The 23,803-nt window shown below is 70.1% G+C and carries 25 protein-coding genes; 18 read left to right on the plus strand and 7 right to left on the minus strand.

The window, feature by feature from the left end:
- Positions 1 to 36 precede the first annotated feature (36 nt).
- Positions 37 to 759: a helix-turn-helix transcriptional regulator gene (locus ABZV91_RS16125; RefSeq protein WP_355241574.1), complete on the minus strand. Its 723-nt coding sequence runs from the start codon at positions 757 to 759 to the stop codon at positions 37 to 39.
- Positions 760 to 861: 102 nt separating this feature from the next.
- On the opposite strand from ABZV91_RS16125, the gene ABZV91_RS16130 reads away from it, so the two are divergent.
- Positions 862 to 1,617, plus strand: coding sequence for an SDR family oxidoreductase (locus tag ABZV91_RS16130; RefSeq protein ID WP_355241576.1), 756 nt, complete (start codon positions 862 to 864; stop codon positions 1,615 to 1,617).
- A gap of 63 nt (positions 1,618 to 1,680) precedes the next feature.
- Here the strand turns inward: ABZV91_RS16130 and ABZV91_RS16135 are convergent, their stop codons facing one another.
- Positions 1,681 to 2,202, minus strand: a complete 522-nt coding sequence (locus ABZV91_RS16135; protein WP_355241579.1) for a hypothetical protein — start codon at positions 2,200 to 2,202, stop codon at positions 1,681 to 1,683.
- A 213-nt stretch (positions 2,203 to 2,415) separates the two neighbouring features.
- Here ABZV91_RS16135 and ABZV91_RS16140 point away from each other — a divergent pair, with 213 nt between their 5' ends.
- On the plus strand, positions 2,416 to 2,706 hold the full coding sequence (locus ABZV91_RS16140; protein ID WP_355241582.1) for a hypothetical protein: 291 nt from the start codon (positions 2,416 to 2,418) through the stop codon (positions 2,704 to 2,706).
- Positions 2,707 to 2,933: 227 nt separating this feature from the next.
- Here ABZV91_RS16140 and ABZV91_RS16145 read toward each other — a convergent pair whose 3' ends face one another.
- Together ABZV91_RS16145 and ABZV91_RS16150 are read right to left on the minus strand one after the other, a co-directional pair.
- Positions 2,934 to 4,151 (minus strand): RtcB family protein, encoded by a 1,218-nt coding sequence (locus ABZV91_RS16145; RefSeq protein WP_355241585.1) that lies wholly within the window; start codon positions 4,149 to 4,151, stop codon positions 2,934 to 2,936.
- A 172-nt stretch (positions 4,152 to 4,323) separates the two neighbouring features.
- On the minus strand, positions 4,324 to 5,190 hold the full coding sequence (locus ABZV91_RS16150; RefSeq protein WP_355241588.1) for a ribokinase: 867 nt from the start codon (positions 5,188 to 5,190) through the stop codon (positions 4,324 to 4,326).
- Between the two features lie 63 nt (positions 5,191 to 5,253).
- On the opposite strand from ABZV91_RS16150, the gene ABZV91_RS16155 reads away from it, so the two are divergent.
- The 13 genes from ABZV91_RS16155 (at position 5,254) to holA (ending at position 16,799) form a co-directional block, all read left to right on the plus strand.
- Entirely contained in the window at positions 5,254 to 6,519 is a 1,266-nt protein-coding gene (locus ABZV91_RS16155) for a glutamate-5-semialdehyde dehydrogenase (protein ID WP_355241591.1), read from the plus strand.
- A 180-nt stretch (positions 6,520 to 6,699) separates the two neighbouring features.
- Positions 6,700 to 7,593, plus strand: a complete 894-nt coding sequence (locus ABZV91_RS16160) for a MoxR family ATPase (protein WP_355241593.1) — start codon at positions 6,700 to 6,702, stop codon at positions 7,591 to 7,593.
- 5 nt (positions 7,594 to 7,598) lie between these two features.
- Positions 7,599 to 9,002 (plus strand): VWA domain-containing protein, encoded by a 1,404-nt coding sequence (locus tag ABZV91_RS16165; RefSeq protein ID WP_355241596.1) that lies wholly within the window; start codon positions 7,599 to 7,601, stop codon positions 9,000 to 9,002.
- A gap of 39 nt (positions 9,003 to 9,041) precedes the next feature.
- Positions 9,042 to 9,707: a nicotinate-nucleotide adenylyltransferase gene (nadD, locus tag ABZV91_RS16170; RefSeq protein ID WP_355241599.1), complete on the plus strand. Its 666-nt coding sequence runs from the start codon at positions 9,042 to 9,044 to the stop codon at positions 9,705 to 9,707.
- A 73-nt stretch (positions 9,708 to 9,780) separates the two neighbouring features.
- Positions 9,781 to 10,260 carry a ribosome silencing factor gene (rsfS, locus tag ABZV91_RS16175; RefSeq protein ID WP_355241602.1) on the plus strand — a complete coding sequence of 160 codons (480 nt, stop codon included), beginning with the start codon at positions 9,781 to 9,783 and terminating at the stop codon, positions 10,258 to 10,260.
- A complete protein-coding gene (locus tag ABZV91_RS16180; protein WP_355241606.1) occupies positions 10,257 to 10,916 on the plus strand; it encodes a histidine phosphatase family protein in 660 nt (219 codons plus the stop codon). Before rsfS ends, ABZV91_RS16180 begins: the two co-directional genes overlap by 4 nt.
- Positions 10,906 to 11,079, plus strand: a complete 174-nt coding sequence (locus ABZV91_RS16185) for a hypothetical protein (protein WP_355241609.1) — start codon at positions 10,906 to 10,908, stop codon at positions 11,077 to 11,079. The genes ABZV91_RS16180 and ABZV91_RS16185 overlap by 11 nt, the downstream gene beginning before the upstream one ends.
- Before the next feature lie 200 nt (positions 11,080 to 11,279).
- On the plus strand, positions 11,280 to 11,972 hold the full coding sequence (gene octT / locus ABZV91_RS16190; protein ID WP_355241734.1) for a diglucosylglycerate octanoyltransferase: 693 nt from the start codon (positions 11,280 to 11,282) through the stop codon (positions 11,970 to 11,972).
- Positions 11,973 to 11,975: 3 nt separating this feature from the next.
- Positions 11,976 to 12,818, plus strand: coding sequence for a DegV family protein (locus ABZV91_RS16195; RefSeq protein WP_355241612.1), 843 nt, complete (start codon positions 11,976 to 11,978; stop codon positions 12,816 to 12,818).
- A gap of 117 nt (positions 12,819 to 12,935) precedes the next feature.
- Positions 12,936 to 13,835 carry a ComEA family DNA-binding protein gene (locus ABZV91_RS16200; protein ID WP_355241615.1) on the plus strand — a complete coding sequence of 300 codons (900 nt, stop codon included), beginning with the start codon at positions 12,936 to 12,938 and terminating at the stop codon, positions 13,833 to 13,835.
- A complete protein-coding gene (locus ABZV91_RS16205) occupies positions 13,832 to 14,014 on the plus strand; it encodes a hypothetical protein (protein ID WP_355241618.1) in 183 nt (60 codons plus the stop codon). The genes ABZV91_RS16200 and ABZV91_RS16205 overlap by 4 nt, the downstream gene beginning before the upstream one ends.
- Positions 14,011 to 15,639 (plus strand): ComEC/Rec2 family competence protein, encoded by a 1,629-nt coding sequence (locus ABZV91_RS16210; protein WP_355241621.1) that lies wholly within the window; start codon positions 14,011 to 14,013, stop codon positions 15,637 to 15,639. Before ABZV91_RS16205 ends, ABZV91_RS16210 begins: the two co-directional genes overlap by 4 nt.
- A gap of 188 nt (positions 15,640 to 15,827) precedes the next feature.
- Positions 15,828 to 16,799 (plus strand): DNA polymerase III subunit delta, encoded by a 972-nt coding sequence (holA, locus tag ABZV91_RS16215; protein WP_355241624.1) that lies wholly within the window; start codon positions 15,828 to 15,830, stop codon positions 16,797 to 16,799.
- 30 nt (positions 16,800 to 16,829) lie between these two features.
- Here the strand turns inward: holA and ABZV91_RS16220 are convergent, their stop codons facing one another.
- Both ABZV91_RS16220 and rpsT read right to left on the minus strand, forming a co-directional pair.
- Positions 16,830 to 17,075, minus strand: coding sequence for a hypothetical protein (locus ABZV91_RS16220; RefSeq protein ID WP_039823397.1), 246 nt, complete (start codon positions 17,073 to 17,075; stop codon positions 16,830 to 16,832).
- Positions 17,076 to 17,222: 147 nt separating this feature from the next.
- A complete protein-coding gene (gene rpsT / locus ABZV91_RS16225; protein WP_355241627.1) occupies positions 17,223 to 17,483 on the minus strand; it encodes a 30S ribosomal protein S20 in 261 nt (86 codons plus the stop codon).
- 312 nt (positions 17,484 to 17,795) lie between these two features.
- Between rpsT and ABZV91_RS16230 the strand changes: the two genes are divergently transcribed.
- On the plus strand, positions 17,796 to 18,590 hold the full coding sequence (locus ABZV91_RS16230; RefSeq protein WP_355241630.1) for an aquaporin: 795 nt from the start codon (positions 17,796 to 17,798) through the stop codon (positions 18,588 to 18,590).
- A gap of 10 nt (positions 18,591 to 18,600) precedes the next feature.
- Here the strand turns inward: ABZV91_RS16230 and ABZV91_RS16235 are convergent, their stop codons facing one another.
- Positions 18,601 to 19,182: a type II toxin-antitoxin system PemK/MazF family toxin gene (locus ABZV91_RS16235; RefSeq protein WP_355241633.1), complete on the minus strand. Its 582-nt coding sequence runs from the start codon at positions 19,180 to 19,182 to the stop codon at positions 18,601 to 18,603.
- Positions 19,183 to 19,303: 121 nt separating this feature from the next.
- Between ABZV91_RS16235 and lepA the strand changes: the two genes are divergently transcribed.
- Complete coding sequence (gene lepA, locus ABZV91_RS16240; protein WP_355241636.1) at positions 19,304 to 21,181, plus strand: translation elongation factor 4; 1,878 nt, start codon at positions 19,304 to 19,306, stop codon at positions 21,179 to 21,181.
- A gap of 191 nt (positions 21,182 to 21,372) precedes the next feature.
- On the plus strand, positions 21,373 to 23,802 hold the full coding sequence (locus ABZV91_RS16245; protein WP_355241638.1) for a hypothetical protein: 2,430 nt from the start codon (positions 21,373 to 21,375) through the stop codon (positions 23,800 to 23,802).
- The last annotated feature ends 1 nt before the right edge of the window (position 23,803 follow it).

Raw genomic sequence — 23,803 nt, forward strand, 5'->3', positions numbered from 1 at the left:
ACCCGCTACGAACGGCGCGCCGACATCCACCAAGCACTACTGAGCCTGGCCTGCTCGGTCATATGCCTCCGGAAGCTCATTCTGAACTGATCTTTTAGTCCCGGCGGTTTTGGTGCGCACATCGTGCCGGGCCCACAATTGCCGGAAATCCTCGCTCTTGAGCGAGAGTTCGCCGACGAGTTCGGTCAATTGCGGATCGTCGAGATCGGTGCCCGCGGCCGCGCGCAGACTGGCGACCGTATCCGCGGCGATCGAGTCCCACTCGGGGTACACATCGCGCGCCCGGGGGTCGAGGAAGACCATCCGCACCTGGTTGATCCCGGGGACCGAGCACGCGTTCACCGCGACGGCCAGTGGATTGGCCGCGAGGACATCGAGGTTGCGCCCCAGGACCAGGGCCGGTGTCCGCGCCCACAGATCCATGAGCCGCAACAGGCCGGGCGCCACGCGTTCGGGCCGGCGGGGTCGCTTCGGCCGGGCCGGCGCCGGCCGGGCCAGCTCGCGCAGGTGCGCGGTGCCTTCCTCGTCCAGCGCGAACACCCGGGCCAGGGCGGTGACCACCTGTTCCGACGGATGTTTGTCCCGCCCCTGTTCGAGCCGGATGTAATAGTCCGCGCTCACCCCCGCCAGCAACGCGATCTCCTCCCGCCGCAGTCCGGCGACCCGCCGCTGCCCGCCACCGGGCAGCCCGAAATCCTCCGGCCGGACCAGTTCACGGCGGGCGCGCAAGAAGGCGCCCAGGCGGTTGTCCGAATGCATGTGCTCCAGGGTAGGGGCGGGCCCCGCGTGCCGGGTGGCCCTGTGACTACCAGGAAGTCCGCGACCTGGCAGCGCACCCGGTCCGGGCCGAGGCTCGAGGTCATGACGAACAACGAGAATGCGAACGGACGGGTGGCCGTGGTCACCGGAGCTTCCAGCGGGATCGGCGCCGCGACCGCGCGCCGGCTCGCCGCGGACGGCGCGCGGGTCGCCGTGCTGGGCCGCCGCAAGGAGCGCATCGAAGAATTGGCCGCCGAACTCGGCGGTGGCGCGATCGCGGTGGTCGCCGATGTGACCGATCGGGATTCGGTGCGCGATGCCGCCGCCGCGGTGCGGGCGGCGCTGGGACCGGTCGATCTGGTCGTGGCGAATGCGGGCGTGATGCTCGGGGCGCCCTTCGAAGCGGCCGAGGTCGAGGAGTGGGATCAGATGGTCGGGACCAATGTGACCGGGCTGCTCCACACCGCGCGGGCCTTCATCGATGATCTGCTCGCCGCCGCCGGGGAGGGCCACCGGGCCGATCTGGTGCTGGTGGGATCGGTCGGCGGGCATGCCGTGTTCCCCGAATACGCCGTGTACTGCGCCACCAAGGCCGCGGTCGCGCACCTGACCCGCAACCTGCGCGCCGAATTCGGTCCCCGGGGTGTCCGGGTGAAGAACGTGGAACCCGGTTTCGTGGCCACCGAACTCGGCGCGGGCATGCGCGATGAGAAGCAGCAGGCCCAGCTGGCACAGTGGCGTTCGGCGTTCACGATCCTGGAACCGGGGGACATCGCGGACACGATCGCGTTCGCCACCTCGGTACCGGCGCGGCTGAATGTGGCCGAATTGGTCCTGGTACCCACCCAGCAGGGCTGATCTTTTGGGCGAAAGGCCCCGTTCCCGCGGAATGCCGGGCGGGAACGGGGCCGGATCGGCGGGTCAGCGCGCCGTGGCCACGAGTGACCGCTCGGCGCGCCGCTCCCGGCGTACCGCGGGCAGAACTCCACCCACCCAAAGGGCGAGGGTGAAGTACACGATCTGCTCGGGGATCCGGAACCACAGCGGCGTCGCCGCTTCGCCGTTGAGCGGAATGTCGTTCAGCGCGGCATGGATATTCGCCGGAATCATGATCACGAGCAGGGCCGCGAGACCCAGACCGGCCCAGCGGCGGGTGGCGGTCGCCACCAACCCCACGGCACCGGCCAGTTCCAGGACGCCGGTGGCGTAGACCGCGAAGTCGGCGAACGGGACAAAGGACGGAACCATGGCCGTCAGGTCGGCGTGGCCGGGCATCACGGTGACCGAGTCGGGCATGAAATGAGCCAGCCCGGTCATGGTGAACAGGAACGCCAGTCCGTGCGCGGCGCTGACCCGCCAGGTGTCGAAGCGACGGACGCCGATCCGGCCGAGTAGCCGCAGGACCAGCGTGGGGACCACGAACAGCATCAGGGTGTCGAACATGCGGTTCCTCCGAGGCGGGAGTCGGTTGTCCGGTGCCGCGGCGCCGGGCAGAGCCTGTGGTTATCGACTGATAACAACTCGATGGTATGCATCGGATGATAACTAGTCAATACGTAGCTGTGCCGTAGTGCGCACAATCCTTCGGCGGCCACTGCTCTCGGCGGTGGGGCATCCGGTTCGCCGGAAGGCGTAGTGGTCGGTGAACCTGCGACGGTGACCGCCGGGCTGCTCTGCGGCGCGGTGTCGGCCGCCGTCCGGATCGCCGCGCCGGGACAGACCTATCGGCTGATCTCGTCGCTGCCCGGCCTGCCCGCCGACCTCGCCCGCGCGCTGCACACCTGGCTGTCGAGCGGGGTGGTGTTGTCGATCGGCGTCCTGCCGGCGGGGGCCGGGATCGCCGTGGCGCTGCTGCACCGGCGTGGACTACCCGGCCGAGGTCGGCCGATGACCCCGCCGCACGATCCCCCGGGTGGCAGCGGCGGCGGAGCGGATGCGGGATCGTAGGTGCGCGCTCTCCGGACCGCCGCCGCGTCCGGCGGTGACGGCGCGATCGTCCGGGAGCGCTGTCCGGACCGCCGCCGCGTCCGGTACCCCGGGCGCCGGACATCGCTCCCGCCGCTACCCGGACGCGTCCGCCGTCCGGTCCGGTGCCACCACCGCGACCTCCCGGGCATACCGGCACCGCGGATCGGCTCCGCGCTCACTGCGACCTCAGCCCGCTCACCGCGACCTCAACCCTTCACGCACAGCACCTGCCGCAGTGTCGCCACCACATCGACCAGATCGCGCTGCGCCTCGATCACCTCGTCGATGTTCTTGTACGCGGCCGGGATCTCGTCCACCACACCCGCGTCCTTCCGCGACTCCACACCCTCGGTCTGCGCGATCAGATCCGCGACGCTGAACTGCCGCTTGGCCGCGTTACGGCTCATCCGGCGGCCGGCGCCGTGGGACGCGGACTGGAACGAATCCGGATTGCCCTTACCGCGCACCACATAGGATCGCGTGCCCATCGAGCCGGGTATGAGCGCCATATCGCCCGCTCCCGCCCGCACCGCGCCCTTACGGGTGACCAGCATGGGCACACCGTCGATCTTCTCCTCCGCCACGTAGTTGTGGTGGCAGCTGATGGAGGTATCGAATCGGACGTCCCGGGTCGGGAACTGCGTGCGCACCGCCTCGCACACCAGCGCCAGCATCACCGCGCGGTTACGCGCCGCGTACTCCTGGGCCCAGGTCAGGTCGTGCCGGTAGGCGGCCATTTCCGAAGTGTTCGCCAGGAATACCGCCAGATCGCGATCGACCAGGTTCTGGTTGTGCGGCAGCTTGCGCGCCACCGCCATATGCCGTTCGGCCAGTTCCTTGCCGATATTGCGGCTCCCCGAATGCAGCAGGATCCAGACCTGATCGTCCTGGTCCAGGCACACTTCTATGAAGTGGTTGCCGCCGCCGAGCGAACCCATCTGCTTGTGCGCCTTGGACTCCCGCGACGCCACGGCATCGTCGAGATCGCCGAATGCCGACCAGAACCGGTCCCAGCCGGTGCGCAGGGTCGCGGTGGCGACTCCGGACGGTCCGGGCGCCAGCTTGTTCACCGGCACCGGGTGCTGATGGGCGGCGAAACCGACCGGCACCGCCGCCTCGATCGCCGATCGCAGGGCGCGCAGATCGTCGGGGAGGTCGGCGGCGGTGAGATCGGTGCGGACGCTCTCCATCCCGCAACCGATGTCCACACCCACCGCGGCCGGGGCGACGGCGTCGCGCATGGCGATCACCGAACCGACCGTGGCGCCTTTCCCGAGGTGCACATCCGGCATGACCCGGACGCCGTGGACCCATTCCAACCGGGCGATATTGCGCAGCTGTTGCAGCGCCTGCGCCTCGATATCGTGCTCGTGGGCCCACATCAACGTCCGTGCCCGGGTGCCGGACAGCTCGACGGGAAACATCGTCTCGTTCCTTCCCTCCGGGGCGGACCGATATCCGCCGCCGTAATTCCACGGTAGGCCGCCGGATACGGGGAGGCGATCGAATTTCCGGGTGGGTGCCGGCGGGTTGTCCGCGCCCGCGGTGTGCGCCACCGGCGACGGGAGTGGAGACGTCTCGCGCGGGAGATCCGCCCTACCCGGCGGCCAGGGCGGCCTCGATATCGGCACGCGACGGAATGGCGGCGCTGGCGCCCAGCACGGTGGTGGCCAGCGCCCCCGCGGCGCACGCGAAACGCAGTGCCTCGGCCGGGCCCCGCGACCAGCGGACGGCCAGGGCGCCGGTGAAGGTGTCACCCGCGCCGGTGGTGTCGACGACATCGACGGCCGGTCCGGCGACGGAGATCTGCGTGCCGTCCGGCCCTCGATGGCGCGCGCCGTCCGCGCCGAGCGTGACCACCAGATGCGGCACCCGGTCGAGCGCGCCGCCCAGGTCCTCGGCCTCGCCCCGGTTCACCACCGCCACATCCACCCGGCTCCACAACTCCGCCGGAAGACGCTGCGCCGGGGAGGGATTGAGTATCACGGTGGTGTCGTTGTCCCGGGCGTGCCGCACCGCTTCGTCGATGGTCGGGATCGGGACCTCGAGCTGGCACAGCAGGATATCGGCCGCGGCGACGGCAGCGAGATCGCCGGCGCGCAGGCCGCGCAGCGCGGCATTGGCGCCGCCCACCACGATGATCGAGTTCTCGCCCGCGGTATCGACGACGATCGAGGCGATCCCGCTGGGGCCCTCGATCGTGCGCAGCCCGGTGGTGTCGACCCCGGACCCGGTCAGCACCGCGCGCAGCCGCGGCGCGAAGACATCGGTGCCGATCGCGCCGAGGAACATCACCTGGCCACCCGCCCGGCTCGCCGCGACCGCCTGGTTGGCGCCCTTCCCGCCGGGCACCATGGTGAACCCGTGGCCCAGGACCGTTTCGCCGGGTGCGGGCCGGTGCTCGGTGGTGGTCACCAGATCCATGTTGATACTGCCGAGTACAGCGATCAGTGGAGTGGTCACGGGGAGAACCTAGCGTGGTGAGTGCCGGTAGAACCGATTTTTCCGGTGCGTAGGCTGTAGGCCATGACGGTAGAGACCACCGCTGAGTTCGATATGCGCGCGGCCGTGCACGAGGCCGCCCGCCGGGCGCGGGTCGCTTCCCGGGTCCTCGCCCAGCTCACCACAGACCGGAAGAACGAGGCGCTGCACGCCGCCGCGGACGCATTGCTCGCCGCCGCCGGCACCGTGCTGGAGGCCAACGGCGAAGACCTGGTCGCGGCGAAAGCGGCCGGCACCGAGGACTCGCTGCTGGATCGGCTGCGGCTGACCGAGGACCGGATCGACGGCATCGCCTCGGGGCTGCGCCAGGTGGCCGGGCTGCCCGATCCGGTGGGCGTCGTGGAGCGCGGGTCGACGCTGCCGAACGGACTGGAGATCCGCCAGATCCGGGTACCGCTCGGCGTGGTCGGCATGGTCTACGAGGCGCGGCCGAATGTCACCGTCGACGCGTTCGGGCTGGCGCTGAAGTCCGGGAACGCGGCATTGCTGCGTGGCTCGTCGTCGGCGGCGCGGTCGAACGCGGCGCTGGTCGCCGTGCTGCGCGACGCGCTGAGCGGGGTCGGCATCCCGGCCGACGCGGTCCAGCTGCTGCCGAGCTCGGATCGATCCAGCGTGACCCATCTGATCCAGGCCCGGGGCCTGGTGGATGTGGTCATTCCGCGCGGCGGCGCGGGCCTGATCAACGCGGTGGTGCGCGACGCCCAGGTCCCTACCATCGAAACGGGTACCGGCAACTGCCACGTCTACGTGCACTCCGGCGCCGATCTGGATATGGCCGAGGAGATCCTGATCAACGCCAAGACCCGCCGCCCCAGTGTGTGCAATGCGGCCGAGACGGTCCTGATCGACGCGGCCATCGCCGAGACCGCGCTGCCGCGGCTGAGCAAGGCGCTCGCCGACAAGGGCGTCACCCTGCACGGCGATCTCGACGGGATGGTCCCGGCCACCGACAAGGACTGGGGCGAGGAGTACCTGACCCTCGATATCGCGGTGAAGATCGTCGACGATCTGGACACCGCGATCGAACACATCAACACCTGGGGCACCGGGCACACCGAGGCCATCGTCACCGGTGAACTGGCCGCGGCCGACGAATTCTCGCGCCGGGTGGACGCGGCGGCGGTCATGGTGAACGCCTCCACCGCCTTCACCGACGGCGAACAGTTCGGTTTCGGTGCCGAGATCGGCATCTCCACCCAGAAGCTGCACGCCCGCGGCCCGATGGGGTTGCCGGAACTCACCTCCTCGAAGTGGGTCGTGCGCGGTTCGGGGCAGGTCCGGCCCGTCTGACCCGGCTCGGCGGCCGGGCACGCGGGCCTCGTGTGGTCCTGCCGCCCGGCCGCCGGGTCTTCGAAGTCGATCATCCGGTGCGGGCCCCCGTGGCGCCGGTCTCTCGGCCCCGGGGGACGACGCCACGCGCGTAACCGACCGGTAGCGTGGGGTGCGAGAGTTCGACGGAAGGACGGCCCGATGGAGCCCGCGAGTACCCCCACCCCGCCGGTTCAGGAGCCGATCTTCGCATCGGTCGACGATGTGGCGCACCGCCTCGCCGAGACCGGCTATTTGGCCGACAAGGCCACCGCGACTTCGGTCTTCCTGGCCGACCGGCTCGGCAAACCACTGCTCATCGAAGGCCCGGCGGGTGTCGGTAAAACCGAACTGGCCCGGGCGGTGGCGCAGACGGCGAACGCCGAACTGGTGCGGTTGCAGTGCTACGAGGGCGTGGACGAGGCACGGGCGCTCTACGAGTGGAATCACGCCAAACAGATCCTGCGGATCCAGGCGGCCGGCGAGAACGACTGGGCCGAGACCAAATCGGATGTGTTCACCGAGGAATTCCTGCTGTCGCGGCCCCTGCTCACCGCCATCCGGCGGACCGACCCGACGGTCCTGCTCATCGACGAGACAGACAAAGCCGATGTGGAGATCGAAGGCCTGCTGCTCGAGGTGCTGAGCGATTTCGCGGTGACCGTGCCGGAGCTGGGTACCATCACCGCGACCCGGACCCCGTTCGTGGTCCTCACCTCCAACGCCACCCGTGAGCTGTCCGAGGCACTCAAGCGGCGCTGCCTCTATCTGCACCTGGATTTCCCGGACGAGGATCTCGAACGGCGCATCCTCGCGAGCCGGGTTCCGGAACTACCCGAGGCGGTGGCGACCCAGCTGGTGCGGATCGTGCACGTACTGCGCGGTATGCAGTTGAAGAAACTGCCCTCGGTCGCCGAATCCATCGACTGGGCCCGCACCCTGCTCGCCCTCGGCCATACCGAGCTCGACGACGCCACCGTCCGGGAAACGCTGGGTGTGGTGCTCAAACACCGCAGCGACCACCAGCGGGCGCTGGCCGATCTGAAACCGGCCTGACCGTGGTGGCCACCGACGACCAGCCTCTCGCCCCGCACGGTCTGCCGGGGCATCTGGTCGCTTTCGTGGAGGCGCTGCGGGCGCGCGGGATACCCGTGGGCCCGTCGGAGACGGTGGACGCGGGCCGGGTGCTGTCGGTGCTCGATCTGCTGGACCGGGAGTCGGTCCGCGAGGGGCTGGCCTGCGCGCTGTTGCGGCGCACCACCCATCGCGGCACCTACGACGGACTCTTCGACCTGTGGTTCCCGGTGGCCATCGGTGACCGTACCGCCGCCGCGGCGGCCGAGATCCCGTACCGCGACGACGGCGGGGTCGACATCCCCGAGTTGCGGCGCATGCTGGCCGAGATGCTCGCCGACGAGGGCTCGGGTCAGCAGCAGGCGCTGATGGCCGCGCAGCTGGTCGAACAGCTGGGGCAGTACCGGTCGGCGCGCGGCGCGTCCTTCTCGTCGTATCAGGCGTTGAAGGAGGTGCAGCCGCAGACGCTGCTCGCGCAGATCCTGGCCGCCATGGCCACGCCCGGTATGAGCGATTTCGATACCGAGATCGCGCGCCGGGCCGCCCGCGCCCGCATCGAGAAGTTCCGGCGCACCGTGGAGGCCGAGACCCGTCGCCGGGTCGCCGAACGAATCGGCAAGGAGCGGGTCGCCTCCTACGGGGTCCCGCGGCAGGCCGAGGAAGTGGATTTCCTGCGTGCCTCGCAGGCGGAGCTGGCCGAACTGCGGCGCAGCACGCAGCGACTGGCCCGGATCCTGGCGTCGCGGCTGGCGGTGCGCCGCCGGCATGCCAGACGCGGCGAGATCGATCTGCGCAAAACCCTGCGCAAGTCCATGTCCACCGGTGGGGTACCGATCGATCTGGTGAACCGCAAACCCCGGCCCGGCCGGCCCGAGCTGGTCCTGCTCTGCGATGTGTCCGGCTCGGTCGCGGGTTTCAGCAATTTCACCCTGCTGCTGGTGAGCGCGTTGCGTGAGCAGTTCTCGAAGGTCCGGATCTTCGCCTTCGTCGATCACACCGACGAGGTGACCAGGTTCTTGGATCCGCACACCCAGCTCGACGAAGCGATGCAGCGGATCTTCGCCGAGGCCGATATCGTCGACTTCACCGGTCACTCCGATTACGGCAGCGCGCTCACGAGCTTCGCCGAGGAGTTTCCCGACGCCGTCACCAGCCGCAGTTCCCTGTTGATCCTGGGCGATGCCCGCACCAACTACCGCGATCCCGAGACGGCCACCCTGCGCCGGCTGGTCGAGGTCGCCAAGCACGCGCACTGGCTGAATCCGGAACCGCGCACCAACTGGGGATCCGGGGATTCGGCCGCCGACCGGTATCAGCAGGTCATCGAAATGCACGAATGCCGCTCGGCGGCGCAGCTCACGGCTGTGGTCTCGCGGTTGCTACCGGTCTGACCGGAACCCGTCGCGACCCCACCGTTAAGCTCGACACTCATGCACGGAACGGGCCGGGGTGGACGCAAGCTGGGTGTGATGGGTGGCACCTTCGACCCCATCCACCACGGACACCTGGTCGCGGCCAGTGAGGTCGCGCACCGGTTCGACCTCGACGAGGTGGTCTTCGTGCCCACCGGACAGCCGTGGCAGAAGACCGATCGCCAGGTCAGCCCGGCCGAGGACCGGTATCTCATGACGGTGATCGCCACCGCCTCCAACCCGCGTTTCTCGGTGAGCCGGGCGGATGTGGACCGGAGCAAGGTGACCTACACCGTCGACACCCTGCGTGATCTACACGCCCAGCACCCGGGCGCGGAGTTGTACTTCATCACCGGGGCCGACGCGCTGGCCAGCATCCTCACCTGGCAGGATTGGGCCGAACTGTTCGAGCTGGCGAAATTCGTGGGGGTCAGCCGGCCGGGGTACGAGCTGAACATCGACCATCTCGCCGACCATCTGCGAGGTATGCCCGACGACGCGGTCACCATGATCGAGGTCCCCGCACTGGCCATCTCGTCGAGTGAATGCCGCCGTCGCGCGGCCGAGGGGCGGCCGGTCTGGTATCTCGTACCGGACGGGGTCGTGCAGTACATATCGAAGCGGCATCTCTACGTGCCCGCTCGAGCGGAAGGTGATGGAAACGTGAACGAGGTGCTGGCATGAGCGGCGGACGCCCGGAGGCGGCAGCTTGCGTAACCACGGAGGGCGTGCGGCGCTCGTGCCCGGAGGTAGCAGCATGAGCGCGACCGAGGAGGCGGTGCGGATGGCGACCGTCGCCGCGCTGGCCGCGGACGAGAAGCTGGCCGCCGATGTGGTGGTGCTGGATGTCTCCGAACAACTCGTGATCACGGATTGCTTCGTGATCGCTTCGGCGCCGAACGAGCGCCAAGTCAACGCAATCGTCGATAATGTCGAAGAGAAACTGCGCGCGGCCGGTCACAAACCGGTACGCCGGGAAGGGACGCGCGAGGGCCGTTGGGCGCTCTTGGACTACGTCGACGTGGTGGTACACATCCAGCACAACGACGAACGTAATTTCTATGCGCTGGAACGGTTGTGGAAAGACTGCCCCGTCGTTCCGGTCGAGGGGATCGGTATGAGCGAGTCGGGCCCGGCGGAGGTAGCGGAGCGCGACCACGCAGGGCCCTCGCCCATGCCGGGTGGACACGGCGCGCCACCGGCCGCCGGAGACGAAAGTGCTGGAGAAACCGAGTGAGACAGAAAACCGGTGTGCGCACCCTGATCCTGTTGCGCCACGGGCAGACCGAATGGAACGCCAACGACCGGATGCAGGGACAGATCGACACCGATCTCACCGATCTGGGCCGACGGCAGGCGAAAGAGGCGGCGCGGGAACTGGTCTCCCACAAGGCCGTCGGCTTGATCTCCTCCGATCTGCGCCGTGCCTACGACACCGCGCTGGCCCTGTCGGAACATTCCGGACTCGACGTGGTGCGGGAACCCCGGCTGCGGGAGACCCACCTCGGGGATTGGCAGGGGATGGGCGATGTCGAGGTCGATTCCCTCTACCCCGGTGCGCGGCTGGAGTGGCGGATGGACGCCACCTTCACCCCGCCCGGTGGGGAATCCAAACTGGAGGTCGGTGCTCGCGCACTGCCGGTGGTACAGGAGTTGTTCGACGAGCGGCAGGATTGGCCCGGCGCCACTATGATTCTCGTGGCGCACGGCGGGCTGATCGCCGCGCTCACGGCCGCGCTGCTCGATCTGCCGCCTCGGAACTGGCCGGCCCTCGGTGGCCTGGCCAATGCCAGCTGGGTGCAGCTGAGCAGCCACGGCCCGAGCCCGGACCGGCCCGGCTGGCGTCTCGATGTGTGGAACGCAGCGGCGAAAGTAGCACCCGATGTCATCTGAAGACCTGAACCGCCAGATACCGGACGAACTGTTCCAGAAGGTATCCGCGAAACCTGAGCGAGCCCTACCGGACGCCCTGTTCGGCCCGGCCCCCACACGGGCGGACGGCGCCGCCGACGACACCGGAGCCGCCGAGGACGACGACGTCCGGAAGGCTGTCTGACCCAGGAGGATTCCGCAGTGACATCCACGTCCGCGGGTACACACGCGCCCGATCCGGGTGGCGAACCGGAAACGGCCGGCCCGGACACGGGTGCGGTCGCGCGGCCGGGTGCCACGCCACGCATTACGCCGGACGCGGAGGTCACGACGGATCCCGCGGCCCCCACCGGATCCGCGGATCACGGTGACCCGCGACCGGTACTGCTGGTGATCGCCGATTCGCTGTCCTATTTCGGCCCCGAGGGCGGCCTGCCCGCCGACCATCCACGTATCTGGCCGAATCTGGTGGCGGCCGAACTCGATTGGGATGTCGAACTCGTCGCCCGGATCGGCTGGACCTGCCGAGACGCCTACTGGGCGTTGATCGGTGACCCGCGGGTCTGGGCGGCGGTACCGCGGGCCGGTGCCGTGGTCTTCGCCGTGGGCGGAATGGATTCGCTGCCCTCGCCGTTGCCCACCGCGCTACGGGAGCTGATCCGCTATGTGCGGCCGTCGGGTCTGCGCCGGGTGGTGCGCGCGGCATATCAGTGGATCCAGCCCCGGGCCGCGAAACTCGGCCGCCCGGTGGCACTTCCGCCCGAAGTCAGCGTGGACTATCTGGAACAGTGCCGGGCGGCGCTGGGCCACCTCCGGCCCGAACTGCCCGTGGTCGCGGTGCTGCCGTCGGTGCACGACTGCGCGGCCTACGGCCGGGTGCACAACGGCCGGGAACCGGCGGTGCGTGCCCTGCGGGCCTGGTCGCGCCGGTGCGGTGTGCCGCTGGTGGATCTGAAGGCGGCGGTTCACGACAACATCTACTCCGGCGACGCCAACCCCGACGGGATCCATTGGGGCTGGGACGGGCACACCGAGGTCGCCAAGGCGATGGTGAAAACGCTGCAAGAGGTGCGGTGAGCCGTGGCGGTCGTGGTCGTCACCGATTCGTCCGCCAGCCTGCCCGCGGAGCTGACCGGCGCGCTGGGGATCGAGGTGGTGCCCCTGCACGTGCTGGTGGGGGATACCCAGATCCGGGAAGGTGTGGACGACTTCGCCGTCGACTACGCCTCCGACGACGTCACCACGTCCGCGCCCTCGCCGGGTGAACTGCGCGACGTCTATACCGAAGCGCTGCGGCGCAGCCGCGGCGACGGCGTGGTCGCGGTGCACCTGTCCCGGCAGCTCTCGGCGACCTGGGAAGCGGGCCGGCAGGCCGTCCGGGAAATGGCCGCCGCGGAGTCGGTACTGCTCGTGGATTCGCTCGGGGCGGGTCTGGCGACCGGATTCCCGGTGCTGGCCGCCGCCCGGTGCGCTGCCGCCGGCGGCACGCTCGCGGCCGTGCACGAGGCCGCGGTACGGGCGGCGGCGGGGTCCCGCACGTTCTTCGTGGTGAACCGCACCGAGCAGTTGCGCCGGGGCGGAAGACTCAGTACGGCAGCCGGCTTCTTCGGCAGTGAACTGGTGAGCAAACCGGTGCTGCAACTGGTGCAGGGGCGGCTGGAGTTACGGGACAAGGTGCGTACCCGGTCGAAGGCGTTCGCGAAACTGGTCGCGGCCGCCGAGGAGGTCGCCGGGGAGGGGCCCGCCGCGGTGGGGGTGCAGCATCTGGCCGCCGCCGAGGCCGCCGAGACGGTGACGAGTCAACTGCGGGAACGGATTCCCCAGCTCGCCGAGGTGCTCGTCGCCGAATTCGGACCGGCGCTGGCCGTCCACCTCGGTGTCGGCGCGGTCGGGGTACTGGTACTTCCCGGCGGGTGCGGCTGACCGGCCGCGGTATCCACCCGGCCACCGCTCATCCCCAGGGCGGAGTTGTCCACAGACTTGACGAAACCCCAGGTGGGGATAGGTGTTCGGGGACCGGCCCGGCCTAGCGTCGCGGGCATGGCAGCACACGACGAGCGTGAACGGGTACGCAGACAACTGGGCGGGCACCTCGCAGAGCTACCGCGCGAGGGTCCCGAGGGCCGGGCGCGTCCGTGGCCGGACTCCGCGTTCGGCGAGGCCGACTCCGTACGCACCCCGCGGTGGCTGGAGGACGAACCCGCCCCGGCCGGCTGGCGGGACCGGCTGATCCCCGATCGGTTCCGCGGCGCGCGCCTGGACACCGGACGGCGCGGGGTGATGGCCCTGGCGGGTACCGGCCTGCTCGCCGGATTGCTGACGGTCGTGATGGTGCTGTGGGAACGTCCGGTCGCTCAGCCGGTTCCGCCGCTGCCCGCGGTCGTGCCGGCCGCGATGCCGGTGGATTCCCCGGAGGCCGGGGGAGCGCCTCCCGCGGTGGAGCCGCCGCCGACCGGAGCGCCGCCGGTCGAGCTGGTGGTGAGTGTGGTGGGCCTGGTGCACCGGGCCGGCCTGGTGCGGCTGCCGCCCGGAGCCAGGGTCGCCGACGCGATCTCCGCGGCGGGGGGTGCGCGCGACGGCGCGGACCTGGCGGGCCTGAACCTGGCCCAGCGGCTCGCCGATGGCGACCAGGTGCGCGTCGGCCCCGGCGGGCCCGGCGGGCCGCTGCCCGGCAGCGCGACGATCAGCGGCGGTACCGTGGGTGCCCCGCCCGCCGCGGGCACGGTCGGCGGCGAGCCCGCAGCGGGTACACCGGTGGATCTGAATGCCGCGACCGAAGCCGAACTCGACGCACTGCCCGGAGTCGGGCCGGTGACCGCGAAGGCGATCATCGCCTGGCGGGCGACCAACGGGCGGTTCACCGACGTGGAGCAACTGGCCGAGGTGGACGGTATCGGTCCGGCCCGGCTGGCGCGGCTGCGTGCACTGGTGACGGTATGACGACGCTTCCGTTCCGGCGCCCCGGCCCCCGGGACGCCGGGCGGCTGCCGGGCGTGGCCGGCGTGCGCGCGATATGGGCGAGCCTGGTCGACGACTTCACCGGCCGCCCGCCCGTATCCGGGCGGGGCCGCCGGTTGCTCTGGCGGATGGTGCGCACCGCCGGACGGGTGTGCCGGTGAGTGCGGTACCGGGCAGCGTCCGGGAACCGATCGAGGAATCGAACGGGACCGCGCTGGGCGCGGAGCCGGTGCTCGACGCCCGGTTGCTGCCGGCCGCGGTGACCTGCTGGCTGGTCACGATTTCGGCGGTGGGCGCCGGATGGGTCGCCGGGCTGCTCGCCGCGCTCGTGCTGCTGATTCTCGCGCTGGCCTCGTGGGGACTGTTGTGGACAGGTATCGCCCACCGCAGCGAACGGCGCCGCGTCCTCGCGACGATCGTGCTGGGCTCGGCACTGCTCGGGGTCGTGTTCGCCGGCGCCGGGGCGTGGCGGGAGTACCGGGTGGGTGCGCATCCGCTGCGCACGGTGCCCGCCGCCGCGACGGTGGAGGTGACCATGGTGCCCGCCGACGATCCGAAACCGGTGCGCAGCAGTGGTTCCGGAGCAGGCCGGCTCTGGGTGGTGCGAGGCGACCTGCGGGAGTTCCGATATCGCGACCGGGTGGTGCGCGGCGGCGGTGCGGTGGTCGTGCTGGCCGCGGGACCGGGCTGGAGCGAGCTCCTGCCCGGACAGCCGATCACATTCCGGGCCAGGCCCGCTCCGCCGCGGCAGCACGATCTCACCGTGGTGACCCTGCGGCCCGTCGGGGCGCCCGATACCGTGGGTCCGCTGCCGTGGTGGCAGGCGGCCGCCGACTCATTGCGCTCCGATCTGGTCGCGGCGGCCGCCGGCGCCCTCGCCCCGGACCCGGCGGGCCTGCTGCCCGCGCTCGTCGTCGGAGACACCTCGGCACTGAGCGATCGGGTGCACGCCGACTTCGCCGCCGCCGGCCTCCAGCACCTGACGGTGGTGAGCGGGGCGAACTTCTCCATCCTGCTCGCCGCGGTACTCGCCGTCACCCGTCTGCTCACCCTCGGTCCCCGCCTGTCGTCGCTCTGCGCGGCAGTGGCGCTGGTGTCCTTCGTGATCATCGCCCGGCCCGATCCGAGTGTGCTGCGCGCCGCGGCCATGGGCTCGGTGACGCTCCTGGCGCTGCTGACCGGCCGCCGCAGACAGGCCCTGCCCGCCCTCTGCGCCGCGGTGATCGCTCTGCTGGCGCTGTGGCCCGCACTCGCCGTAAAGGCCGGATTCGCGCTCTCGGTCCTCGCGACCGGTGCGCTGCTCCTGCTCGCCCCCAGCTGGGTAGATCATCTGCGGGGACGCGGCTGGCGTCGACTGCCCGCCGAACTGGTCGCGGTGGCGGCCGCGGCCTTCGTGGTCACCACCCCGCTCACCATCGCGATATCCGGGCAGCTCAGCCTGGTGGCCGTGGCCGCCAATATTCTGGTGGCTCCCGTCATCGCGCCGATCACCATCGGCGGAGCCCTCGCGGCCGTGGCGGCCACCTGCTGGGATCCCCTCGCTCACCTCATCCTGTGCCCGATCGGGCCGCCGCTGTGGTGGCTGCTCACCGTGGCGACAGAGGCGGCCGCCGCTCCGGGCGCGGTCGTCCCGGTCCCCGGCGGTACATCGGGCGGTCTGCTCGCCGCCGCGCTCGTCGCCGGCGGGATCGCGGCTCTGCGGCTGCACCGCGTCCGGCGTGTGCTGGTGGCCGTAGCCCTCGGCGTCTTCGCCGCGTATTTGCTTCTGGTCTTCGGATTCGGCTGATCGGTCACTTCCGGTCGCAAACGTGGTGACCCGGCCCCCGGTGCGACGGTCACCGCGGCACAATCGGCCCGGTACTACGGCACTCGGTGCTCTCCGTCGGCTCGGACGCTGCCGGATCGGCGGGGACCCGGTGCCCTTGTCGCCCCGGCTCCGGCCGAGGGTCGGAGGGCGGCCGTACGATCGGAGCCGTGAGCGAGCGACCTGCGGCCCTGCATCTGGTGCTGGGCGATGAGGAACTGCTGATCCAGCGCGCGGTGGCCGGGGTGACCGGGCAGGTGCGGGCGGTCGCGCCGGACCCGGACGCGGTCCCGGTGGACCGGTTACGGGCCGGTGACGCCAGTAGCGCGGAACTGGCGGAGCTGCTGAGTCCGTCGCTGTTCGCCGAGGACCGGGTGATCATTCTGGAGGCGGCGGATCAGGCCGGTAAGGATGCCGTCGCCGTGATCGCCGAAGCCGCCGCGGCGCCGCCGGACGGAGTGGTGCTGATGGTGGTGCACTCCGGTGGGGGCCGGGCCAAGGCCCTCGTACCCGAATTGCGGAAGGCCGGGGCGGTGGTGCACGAATGCGCGAAGCTCACCAAGGCCTCGGAGCGGTCCGAATTCGTCCGGGCCGAATTCCGGGCGGCCGGGGCGCGGGTGCCGGCGGATGTGGTGCAGGCCGTACTCGACGCGGTGGGATCCGAACTGCGCGAACTGGCGGCGGCCTGCTCGCAGCTGGCCGCCGATACCGGGGGGAAGCTCGATGTCGCGGCGGTCCGCCGGTACTACTCCGGTAAGGCGGAGGTGTCCGGTTTCGAGGTCGCGGACCTGACAGTGGCCGGGAACCGCGCGGGCGCGGTGGAGGCGCTGCGCTGGGCGCAGGACCGCGGGGTGCCGCATGTGGTGCTGGCCGACGCGCTGGCGGATTCCGTGCACACCATCGCGAAAGTGGGATCCGCGGGGCGCGGGGATCCGTTCAAACTCGCGGGTCCGCTGGGGATGCCGCCGTGGAAGGTGAAGAAGGCCCAATCGCAGGCGCGGGGCTGGACCCCGGCCACGATCGGGTCCGCGCTCCAGGTCGTGGCGACGCTGAACGCTGATGTCAAAGGTGGTGCCGCCGATTCCGGGTTCGCACTCGAGGACGCCGTACTGAAGCTGCTCGCCCTGCACGGGCGCAGCTGAACGGGCCGGCGCAGAGCCGGGGGCGGGATGCTATTCGACCGCGCTGAGTCCCAGCGCTTCCTCGGCCGCTTCGTCGTAACGGCCGTCCCACTCCTCGTAGACGGGGGTCTCCTCGTCCCGGGTGACCATCCAGACCACCACCGGACCGCCGTCGTCGTCGGCCGGGACCAGCACGTTTTCGATCTTCACGCCGATACCGAGGACTTCGGCGGCCCGGATCACACCGGGCAGGTCCTCGGCTTGGACTACCGATTGGTTCGCATACACCGTAACCATGCGCCGCATGCTACGGCAGGTAGCGCGCTACCGGACCGGCGCCATCCGGGAACGGCTGGAAAAGCCGCGCTGACCGGGGCCGGGAACACCAAAAGCCGCCGTGGTCCTCAATGCCGCGGCGGCTGGTCGTCGAAAGGATTCAGTTGATCAGAGCTTGTTCAGCGCGATCGCCATCGCCGACTTCTTGTTGGCGGCCTGGTTGGCGTGGATAACGCCCTTGGAGGCGGCCTTGTCGAGCTTGCGGCTGACGAACCGCAGGCGCTCGGCGGCGGCGTCCTTGTCGCCGGACGCGGCAGCGGTCCGGAAGGCGCGGATATGGGTGCGCAGTTCGGACTTCACCGACTGGTTGCGCTGACGCGCCGCCTCGTTGGTGCGGATCCGCTTGATCTGAGACTTGATATTGGCCACGCCGGTATCCTCTGGTTCCTGTCTGGTTCGGTCGGAAAGTCTGTGTGCACCCCCGCCCTGGTGCTCGTCCAACGAAGGGAACAGCCGGGCACGGGGTAGGCAACGCCGATTGGCCAGGTTACCAGCACGTGGCGGCGCGACGAAATCGTGGGCGGATCGTCACATCGCGGGCGCGGCGATGTCGTTGTCCGGGCCCGACGTCCCGCGTAACGTCCCCCGCGATCGGCGTAGGAGTTTTCCCAGTAGGACCCAGGTGTTCCCGGTGCGCGCCCTGCCAGGCGGGGCGGCGATCCTCTCGGAAGGCGGACCAGTATGTCTCCCACTGCGCAGGAAAAGGAAGCAGTCCTCGAAGGTGTCGAACCCGCGGCCGCGTCCGACACCAAGAAGTGGGCCGCTGAGGCGCTCGGCACGTTCGTCCTGGTCATGGGCGGTGTGGGAACGGCGGTACTGGCCGGGGGGAAGGTGGGTCCGCTCGGTGTGGCGCTGGCCTTCGGTCTGTCCCTGCTGCTCCTGGTCTATGCCATCGGCCCGGTATCCGGCTGCCATGTCAATCCGGCCGTCACCGTGGGGCAGTTCCTGATGGGCCGATTGAGGCCGGTCAGCGCGGTGGGCTACATCGTCGCGCAGGTGGTGGGCGGTCTGGCGGCGGGGCTGGTGCTGTTCGCGATCGCGAAGAACCTGCCGTCCTACGATCGCGCCGCGGACGGCCTGGGTGCCAACGGCTGGGGTTCGCACAGCCCGTCGGCGGTCACCGGTCCGGCGGGGCAGGTGGTGATCCAGGACGGGTACGGCCTGGCCGCCATGATCATCGTGGAGGTGATGCTCACCGCGCTGCTGGTCTTCGTGGTGCTGGCCTCCACCGATCGGATCTCCGAGATTCCGCAGGCGGGCCTCGCCATCGGTTTCACCCTGGCGGTCATCCACCTGATCTCGATTCCGGTCGACGGTACTTCGGTGAATCCCGCCCGTAGTCTGGCGGTCGCGCCGTTCCAGGACGGCGCGATGGGTCAGTTGTGGGCATTCATCGTGTTCCCGCTGATCGGCGGGGTGCTGGGGGCGCTGGTGTACGGGATGCTGTTCGGCCGGTCCCGGGACCTGGAGGTCTGACCGGCGCCGGTCAGCTCCAGCGGTATTCGCGCACGAGCCGGTGGGCGACCAGATCGAACAGTTTGCGCGGCAGGATGGCGCCCTCGCGGCGGATACCGTCCTCGGGGACGTCGAGCACCCGGTCCAGCCGGACCCAGCTGTCCCGGCCCTGGTGATCCCAGGTCCCCGCGCCGATTCCGATCCAGTCCGGATCGTCGCCACGTACCGGGTTGGAGCTGAGCATGAGGCCGAGCAGGGTGTGCCCGTCGCGCCCGACCACCAGGACGGGGCGGTCCTTGCCGTTGCTCGGATCCTCCTCGAAGGGGACCCAGGTCCAGACGATCTCGCCGGGGTCGGCGCGGCCGTCCAGCCGAGGGGCGTACACCACCCGCCGGGCGCGGTGGGCGGTCGGCACCGGGGTGGAGGCGGCGGGCCGTACCGGGACGCCGCCGGGCGCGGCGGGACGGCGGCCGCGGCCCGAGCCGTCGCGGGCACCCCGGCGATCGAGCAGGGCCTCGACCAGGCGCGGCGCCTGCCGCTTGACGATCTTCGGACCCTGTTGTTTCGCGATCGCGGTGAGTTGCTTGCCGAGACTGTTCCAACTGCGGGCCATCTCAGGAGGATAACGTCACGCCGTCGCGGGGGATATCGCCTCCGGCGGGCCGCGGCGGGACCTGGGCGGCGGTGGGCGGGGTCCAGCATGGGACGATGGTCGTCAGTACGCCCGATACCCCATGAGGAGTGGAGTGCCCGCCAGCTTCGCCGATACGACGTTCACCGATCCGTCGCGGATCCGGAACTTCTGCATCATCGCGCACATCGATCACGGCAAGTCGACGCTGGCCGACCGGATGCTGCAGCTCACCGGTGTCGTGGAAGAACGGCAGATGCGTGCGCAGTACCTGGACCGGATGGATATCGAGCGGGAACGCGGTATCACCATCAAGGCCCAGAACGTGCGGCTGCCGTGGACACCGAAGTCCGGGGAGCACCAGGGTGAGGATTTCGTCCTGCACCTGATCGATACGCCGGGCCATGTGGACTTCACCTACGAGGTGTCGCGGGCACTGGAGGCGTGCGAGGGCGCCATCCTGCTGGTGGACGCGGCACAGGGGATCGAGGCCCAGACCCTGGCGAATCTGTATCTGGCGTTGGACAAGGACCTGGAGATCATCCCGGTCCTGAACAAGATCGATCTGCCGGCCGCCGATCCCGAGCGCTATGCCGCCGAACTCGCCCATATCGTCGGCTGTGAGCCGGAGGACGTGTTGCGCGTCTCCGGGAAGACCGGGGTGGGCGTCACCGAACTGCTGGATCGGGTGATCGAGCGGGTCCCGGCGCCGGTCGGCGAGGCGGATGCCCCCGCGCGGGCGATGATCTTCGACTCGGTCTACGACACCTACCGCGGCGTGGTCACCTATGTCCGGGTGGTGGACGGCAAGCTGACACCGCGCGAGAAGATCAAGATGATGTCCACCGGCGCGACCCACGAGTTGCTCGAGATCGGCATCGTCTCACCGGAACCCAAGCCGACCCAGGGCCTCGGGGTCGGGGAGGTCGGTTATCTGATCACCGGCGTCAAGGACGTCCGGCAGTCGAAGGTCGGCGATACCGTGACCGCCGCCCGCAACGGCGCGACCGAGCCGCTCACCGGCTACCGCGAACCGCGTCCGATGGTCTACTCGGGGCTGTATCCGGTGGACGGGTCGGACTATCCGGATCTGCGTGACGCGCTGGACAAACTCCAGCTCAACGATGCCGCTCTCACCTACGATCCGGAGACCTCGGTGGCGCTGGGGTTCGGTTTCCGCTGCGGCTTCCTGGGGCTGTTGCATATGGAGATCACCCGCGAGCGCCTGCAACGCGAATTCGGTCTCGACCTGATCTCCACCGCGCCGAACGTGGTCTACCGGGTGGTGATGGAAGACGGTGCGGAACATATCGTGACGAATCCGTCGTACTGGCCGGAAGGCAAGGTGCGCGAGGTCTTCGAGCCGGTCGTCAAGGTCACCATCATCTCGCCGAGCGAATTCATCGGCGCCATCATGGAGTTGTGCCAGTCGCGGCGTGGTGACCTCGGCGGGATGGACTACCTGTCGGAGACGCGGGTGGAGCTGCGCTACACCCTGCCGCTGGCCGAGATCATCTTCGATTTCTTCGATTCCTTGAAATCGCGGACCCGCGGCTACGCCTCGCTCGACTACGAGGAGTCCGGGGAACAGCAGGCGCAGCTGGTCAAGGTGGATATTCTGCTGCAGGGCGAGGCGGTCGACGCGTTCAGCGCCATCGTGCACCGCGACGCCGCCCAGGCCTACGGGCACAAGATGACCACCAAACTGCGCGAGCTGATCCCACGTCAGCAGTTCGAGGTGCCGATCCAGGCCGCCATCGGGTCCAAGATCATCGCCCGGGAGAACATCCGCGCCATCCGCAAGGACGTGCTGGCCAAATGCTACGGCGGTGACATCAGCCGTAAGCGCAAACTGCTGGAGAAGCAGAAAGAGGGCAAGAAGCGGATGAAGACCATCGGCCGGGTCGACGTGCCGCAGGAAGCCTTCGTCGCGGCGCTGTCCTCGGACGCGCAATCCGATAAGCCGAAGGACAAGAAGTAGGGGTCCGCCGGGCCCGCTCGCGGGAATATCGCTGTGCGATAGCCGGATCTCCCTCCGCACCTCCATCCGGTCCACGGAATCGGCTGATAACGAAAATGTGACAGCCGCAGATGTCGACAATAGGCTGATAGCTGATCCACGCCGGGGCGGCCCCGGCGTGGTTGCTGTTGAACGCGAGAGTGGAGTTTGGAATGGCGCGTGATCTGCCGTTCGACGGCGACGAAGAGGTCACCGAACGTGGTGGTGACACCGCTTACCGCATTGCCAGCGCCACGTCGCGAGTCGCCCGCGGCGGCGCCTATGTGACCGGTGGCGCGCTGATCGCGAACAACGGCGGCGGGGTCCCGGCGGCGCCCAGTGAACTGGACAGCCGGAACGCCGGCTGGGCCTACAGCGCCGATCCCGATCCCGATGTCCCCAGTCCGGTGATCACCTTCCCGGATCCGGATCCGGTGCAGACCGAGGCACCGGGCTCCGCCGGCGACGCGAGCACGACCATGCCGCTCCCGCACGGCCCCACCTTCGATATCCAGGTCGGCCGGCCCGGCGGTTACGATTTCGACGACTACTACCCGGGTGTGCACACCGAGGACATACCGGGCCTGACGCTGGTACCCGGCGCACCCGAGGGCAGCGCGCCCGGTGCGGAGTTCATGCCGGGCACCGGGGTGCCCGAATCCAGGATTCCGGGTATGCCCGAGTTCGGCGCGCCGGATCCGGGTCTGCCGCCGGGCAATATCCCGGGTTTCGACGGTATCCCCGGATGGGGGCAGGGATTTCCGCTGCCCGGTAACGAGGGTTTCGGTGCCCCGGGCGAATTCGAGCTGCCGGCACCGGGCGACGCCTTCCAGACCGATATCTTCGACCTGCCCCGGTTCGACCTGAGTCCCGACTCCTCGGCGCAGGCGGTGGCGCGCAGCGCCGACGACGGCGACTGGGGTTTCGACCTCGCCGATCTCCTCGCGCGCCCGGCCGGTGATCCGGCGTCCGGTTGGTTCGGCGAGGGCGGTCCGACCGGTGAACTGGTCATCGACTTCGGAGCCGACGGCGGGATGGTCTTCGCCGACGGGTTCGGCCACGCGGTGGCCGTCGATTCGCATATGGGATTGGATATCTCGGCGGGCGCCGACGGGTTCTGGGTAGCCAGCGACTGGGATCTCGATATCACCGTCGGTGACGGCAGCCTGCTCGACGATCGGCTCGATCAGTACCTCGACTGGGCGCAAGCGGGTACTGCCGCGTCGGATATGTGGCAGGCTGCCGCGCGCGATCCGCTGGACTCCGCCGCGCGAGCGGACGCCGGTGCGGAGGCCGCGGCCCGCGGAGCCGATTCCGGTGTCGCGGCCGGGGCGGAGGCCGCGGTTCCCGGTGTCGCGTCGGGTACGGGTGCGGCCTCCGGTGCCGCGGCGTCGACCGGCGCCGGGGCCGCGATGGCCCCGGGCCCGGCGGTGCCCGGGGTGAATCCGGCCGCCGCGATGGCCCCGGGTGCCGTCGCGCCCGCCCCGATCGCGCCCGCGCCGATGGCCGCGGGCCCGATGGCTCCGGCTCCGATCGCGCCCGCCCCGATGGCGCCGATGGCTCCCGCGCCCGTCCCGCCGCCGGTCGTCGTACCGGCCGCCATGGCCCCGGCGGTGCAGCCCGTCGCGGCGACTCCGTTGCAGACGACGGTCCAGCCCGACGCGGCGACCACGCCGATGGCCAATGTCCTCCATGCTCCGGGCGGACCGTCGCCGCTCACCGCCCCCGCCGCGCAGCTGCCGGATCTGTTCCACCGGCCGCCCCAGGCGCCGACGCCGGATACCCAGCCGCCGGCCGAGCCGACCCTGCCCGGCTCCTCCACCCCCATCGTGCCGACCACCACCGTGCCGACGAGCACCGGTGACGCCACGTCCACCACCGGTACCACGACCACCGGACCCGACGGCAGTACGAGCACGTCCCCGGACCTCGGTACCACGGTGGGGGGGAGCACCACACCGTCGATCGGCGGGAGTACCAGCACATCTCCGGACGGTTCGACCACCTCGCCGGGGACCACCACCGGCACCGAGGGTCCGTCCACCGGGAACACCTCGCCGGAAACCACCACCTCCGAGGGCGGATCCACCACGGGCGAATCGAGCGGCGCCACGACCACGAGCCCTGGCTCCTCCTCCACCGGTGAGACGGTGACCGGCGGTACCACCACCGATCCGATCGGTGGAACCAGCCCGGACGGCACGGATCCGGCAGATCAGTCATCGGACGTGATCCCGTCCACGGTGGACATCCCCACTCAGCAGGTTCCCACTCACCAGGTCCCCACCGCGGACCAACCGTCGGCGGTGGTCCCCACCGTGAGCGTGCCGACCCAGCAGCCGGTACTGCCGGATGCGCCGGTTGCGCCGCATCCGCTGCCGACACCGCCGACGATGGCACCCCAGGTGCAGCCGATCGCCGACCACGGTTCGCCGGTTCCGTACGATGTGCACGCGGTGGCCGTCACGCCGCATACCGAGCACACCGCGTTCGGTATCGCGGGCGGTGGGCTGACCGGTGATCTGTCGGGCGGATTGCTGCCGCATACAGTGGCGGTGACCGAGGACCCGATTGCCGATCACGGCCACTGGGTATTCATGTGAC

It is taken from the genome of Nocardia sp. NPDC004568 (genome assembly GCF_040609955.1).
Taxonomy (GTDB): Bacteria; Actinomycetota; Actinomycetes; order Mycobacteriales; family Mycobacteriaceae; genus Nocardia.

Excerpts from the sequence above, each read along its gene's own strand:
- ABZV91_RS16125 (WP_355241574.1), bottom strand. The coding sequence starts at position 759 with ATGCATTCGGACAACCGCCTGGGCGCCTTCTTGCGCGCCCGCCGTGAA.
- ABZV91_RS16130 (WP_355241576.1), top strand. The coding sequence starts at position 862 with ATGACGAACAACGAGAATGCGAACGGACGGGTGGCCGTGGTCACCGGA.
- ABZV91_RS16135 (WP_355241579.1), bottom strand. The coding sequence starts at position 2,202 with ATGTTCGACACCCTGATGCTGTTCGTGGTCCCCACGCTGGTCCTGCGG.
- ABZV91_RS16145 (WP_355241585.1), bottom strand. The coding sequence starts at position 4,151 with ATGTTTCCCGTCGAGCTGTCCGGCACCCGGGCACGGACGTTGATGTGG.
- ABZV91_RS16155 (WP_355241591.1), top strand. The coding sequence starts at position 5,254 with ATGACGGTAGAGACCACCGCTGAGTTCGATATGCGCGCGGCCGTGCAC.
- ABZV91_RS16160 (WP_355241593.1), top strand. The coding sequence starts at position 6,700 with ATGGAGCCCGCGAGTACCCCCACCCCGCCGGTTCAGGAGCCGATCTTC.
- nadD (WP_355241599.1), top strand. The coding sequence starts at position 9,042 with ATGCACGGAACGGGCCGGGGTGGACGCAAGCTGGGTGTGATGGGTGGC.
- rsfS (WP_355241602.1), top strand. The coding sequence starts at position 9,781 with ATGAGCGCGACCGAGGAGGCGGTGCGGATGGCGACCGTCGCCGCGCTG.
- ABZV91_RS16185 (WP_355241609.1), top strand. The coding sequence starts at position 10,906 with ATGTCATCTGAAGACCTGAACCGCCAGATACCGGACGAACTGTTCCAG.
- ABZV91_RS16200 (WP_355241615.1), top strand. The coding sequence starts at position 12,936 with ATGGCAGCACACGACGAGCGTGAACGGGTACGCAGACAACTGGGCGGG.
- ABZV91_RS16205 (WP_355241618.1), top strand. The coding sequence starts at position 13,832 with ATGACGACGCTTCCGTTCCGGCGCCCCGGCCCCCGGGACGCCGGGCGG.
- ABZV91_RS16220 (WP_039823397.1), bottom strand. The coding sequence starts at position 17,075 with ATGGTTACGGTGTATGCGAACCAATCGGTAGTCCAAGCCGAGGACCTG.
- ABZV91_RS16230 (WP_355241630.1), top strand. The coding sequence starts at position 17,796 with ATGTCTCCCACTGCGCAGGAAAAGGAAGCAGTCCTCGAAGGTGTCGAA.
- ABZV91_RS16235 (WP_355241633.1), bottom strand. The coding sequence starts at position 19,182 with ATGGCCCGCAGTTGGAACAGTCTCGGCAAGCAACTCACCGCGATCGCG.
- lepA (WP_355241636.1), top strand. The coding sequence starts at position 19,304 with ATGAGGAGTGGAGTGCCCGCCAGCTTCGCCGATACGACGTTCACCGAT.
- ABZV91_RS16245 (WP_355241638.1), top strand. The coding sequence starts at position 21,373 with ATGGCGCGTGATCTGCCGTTCGACGGCGACGAAGAGGTCACCGAACGT.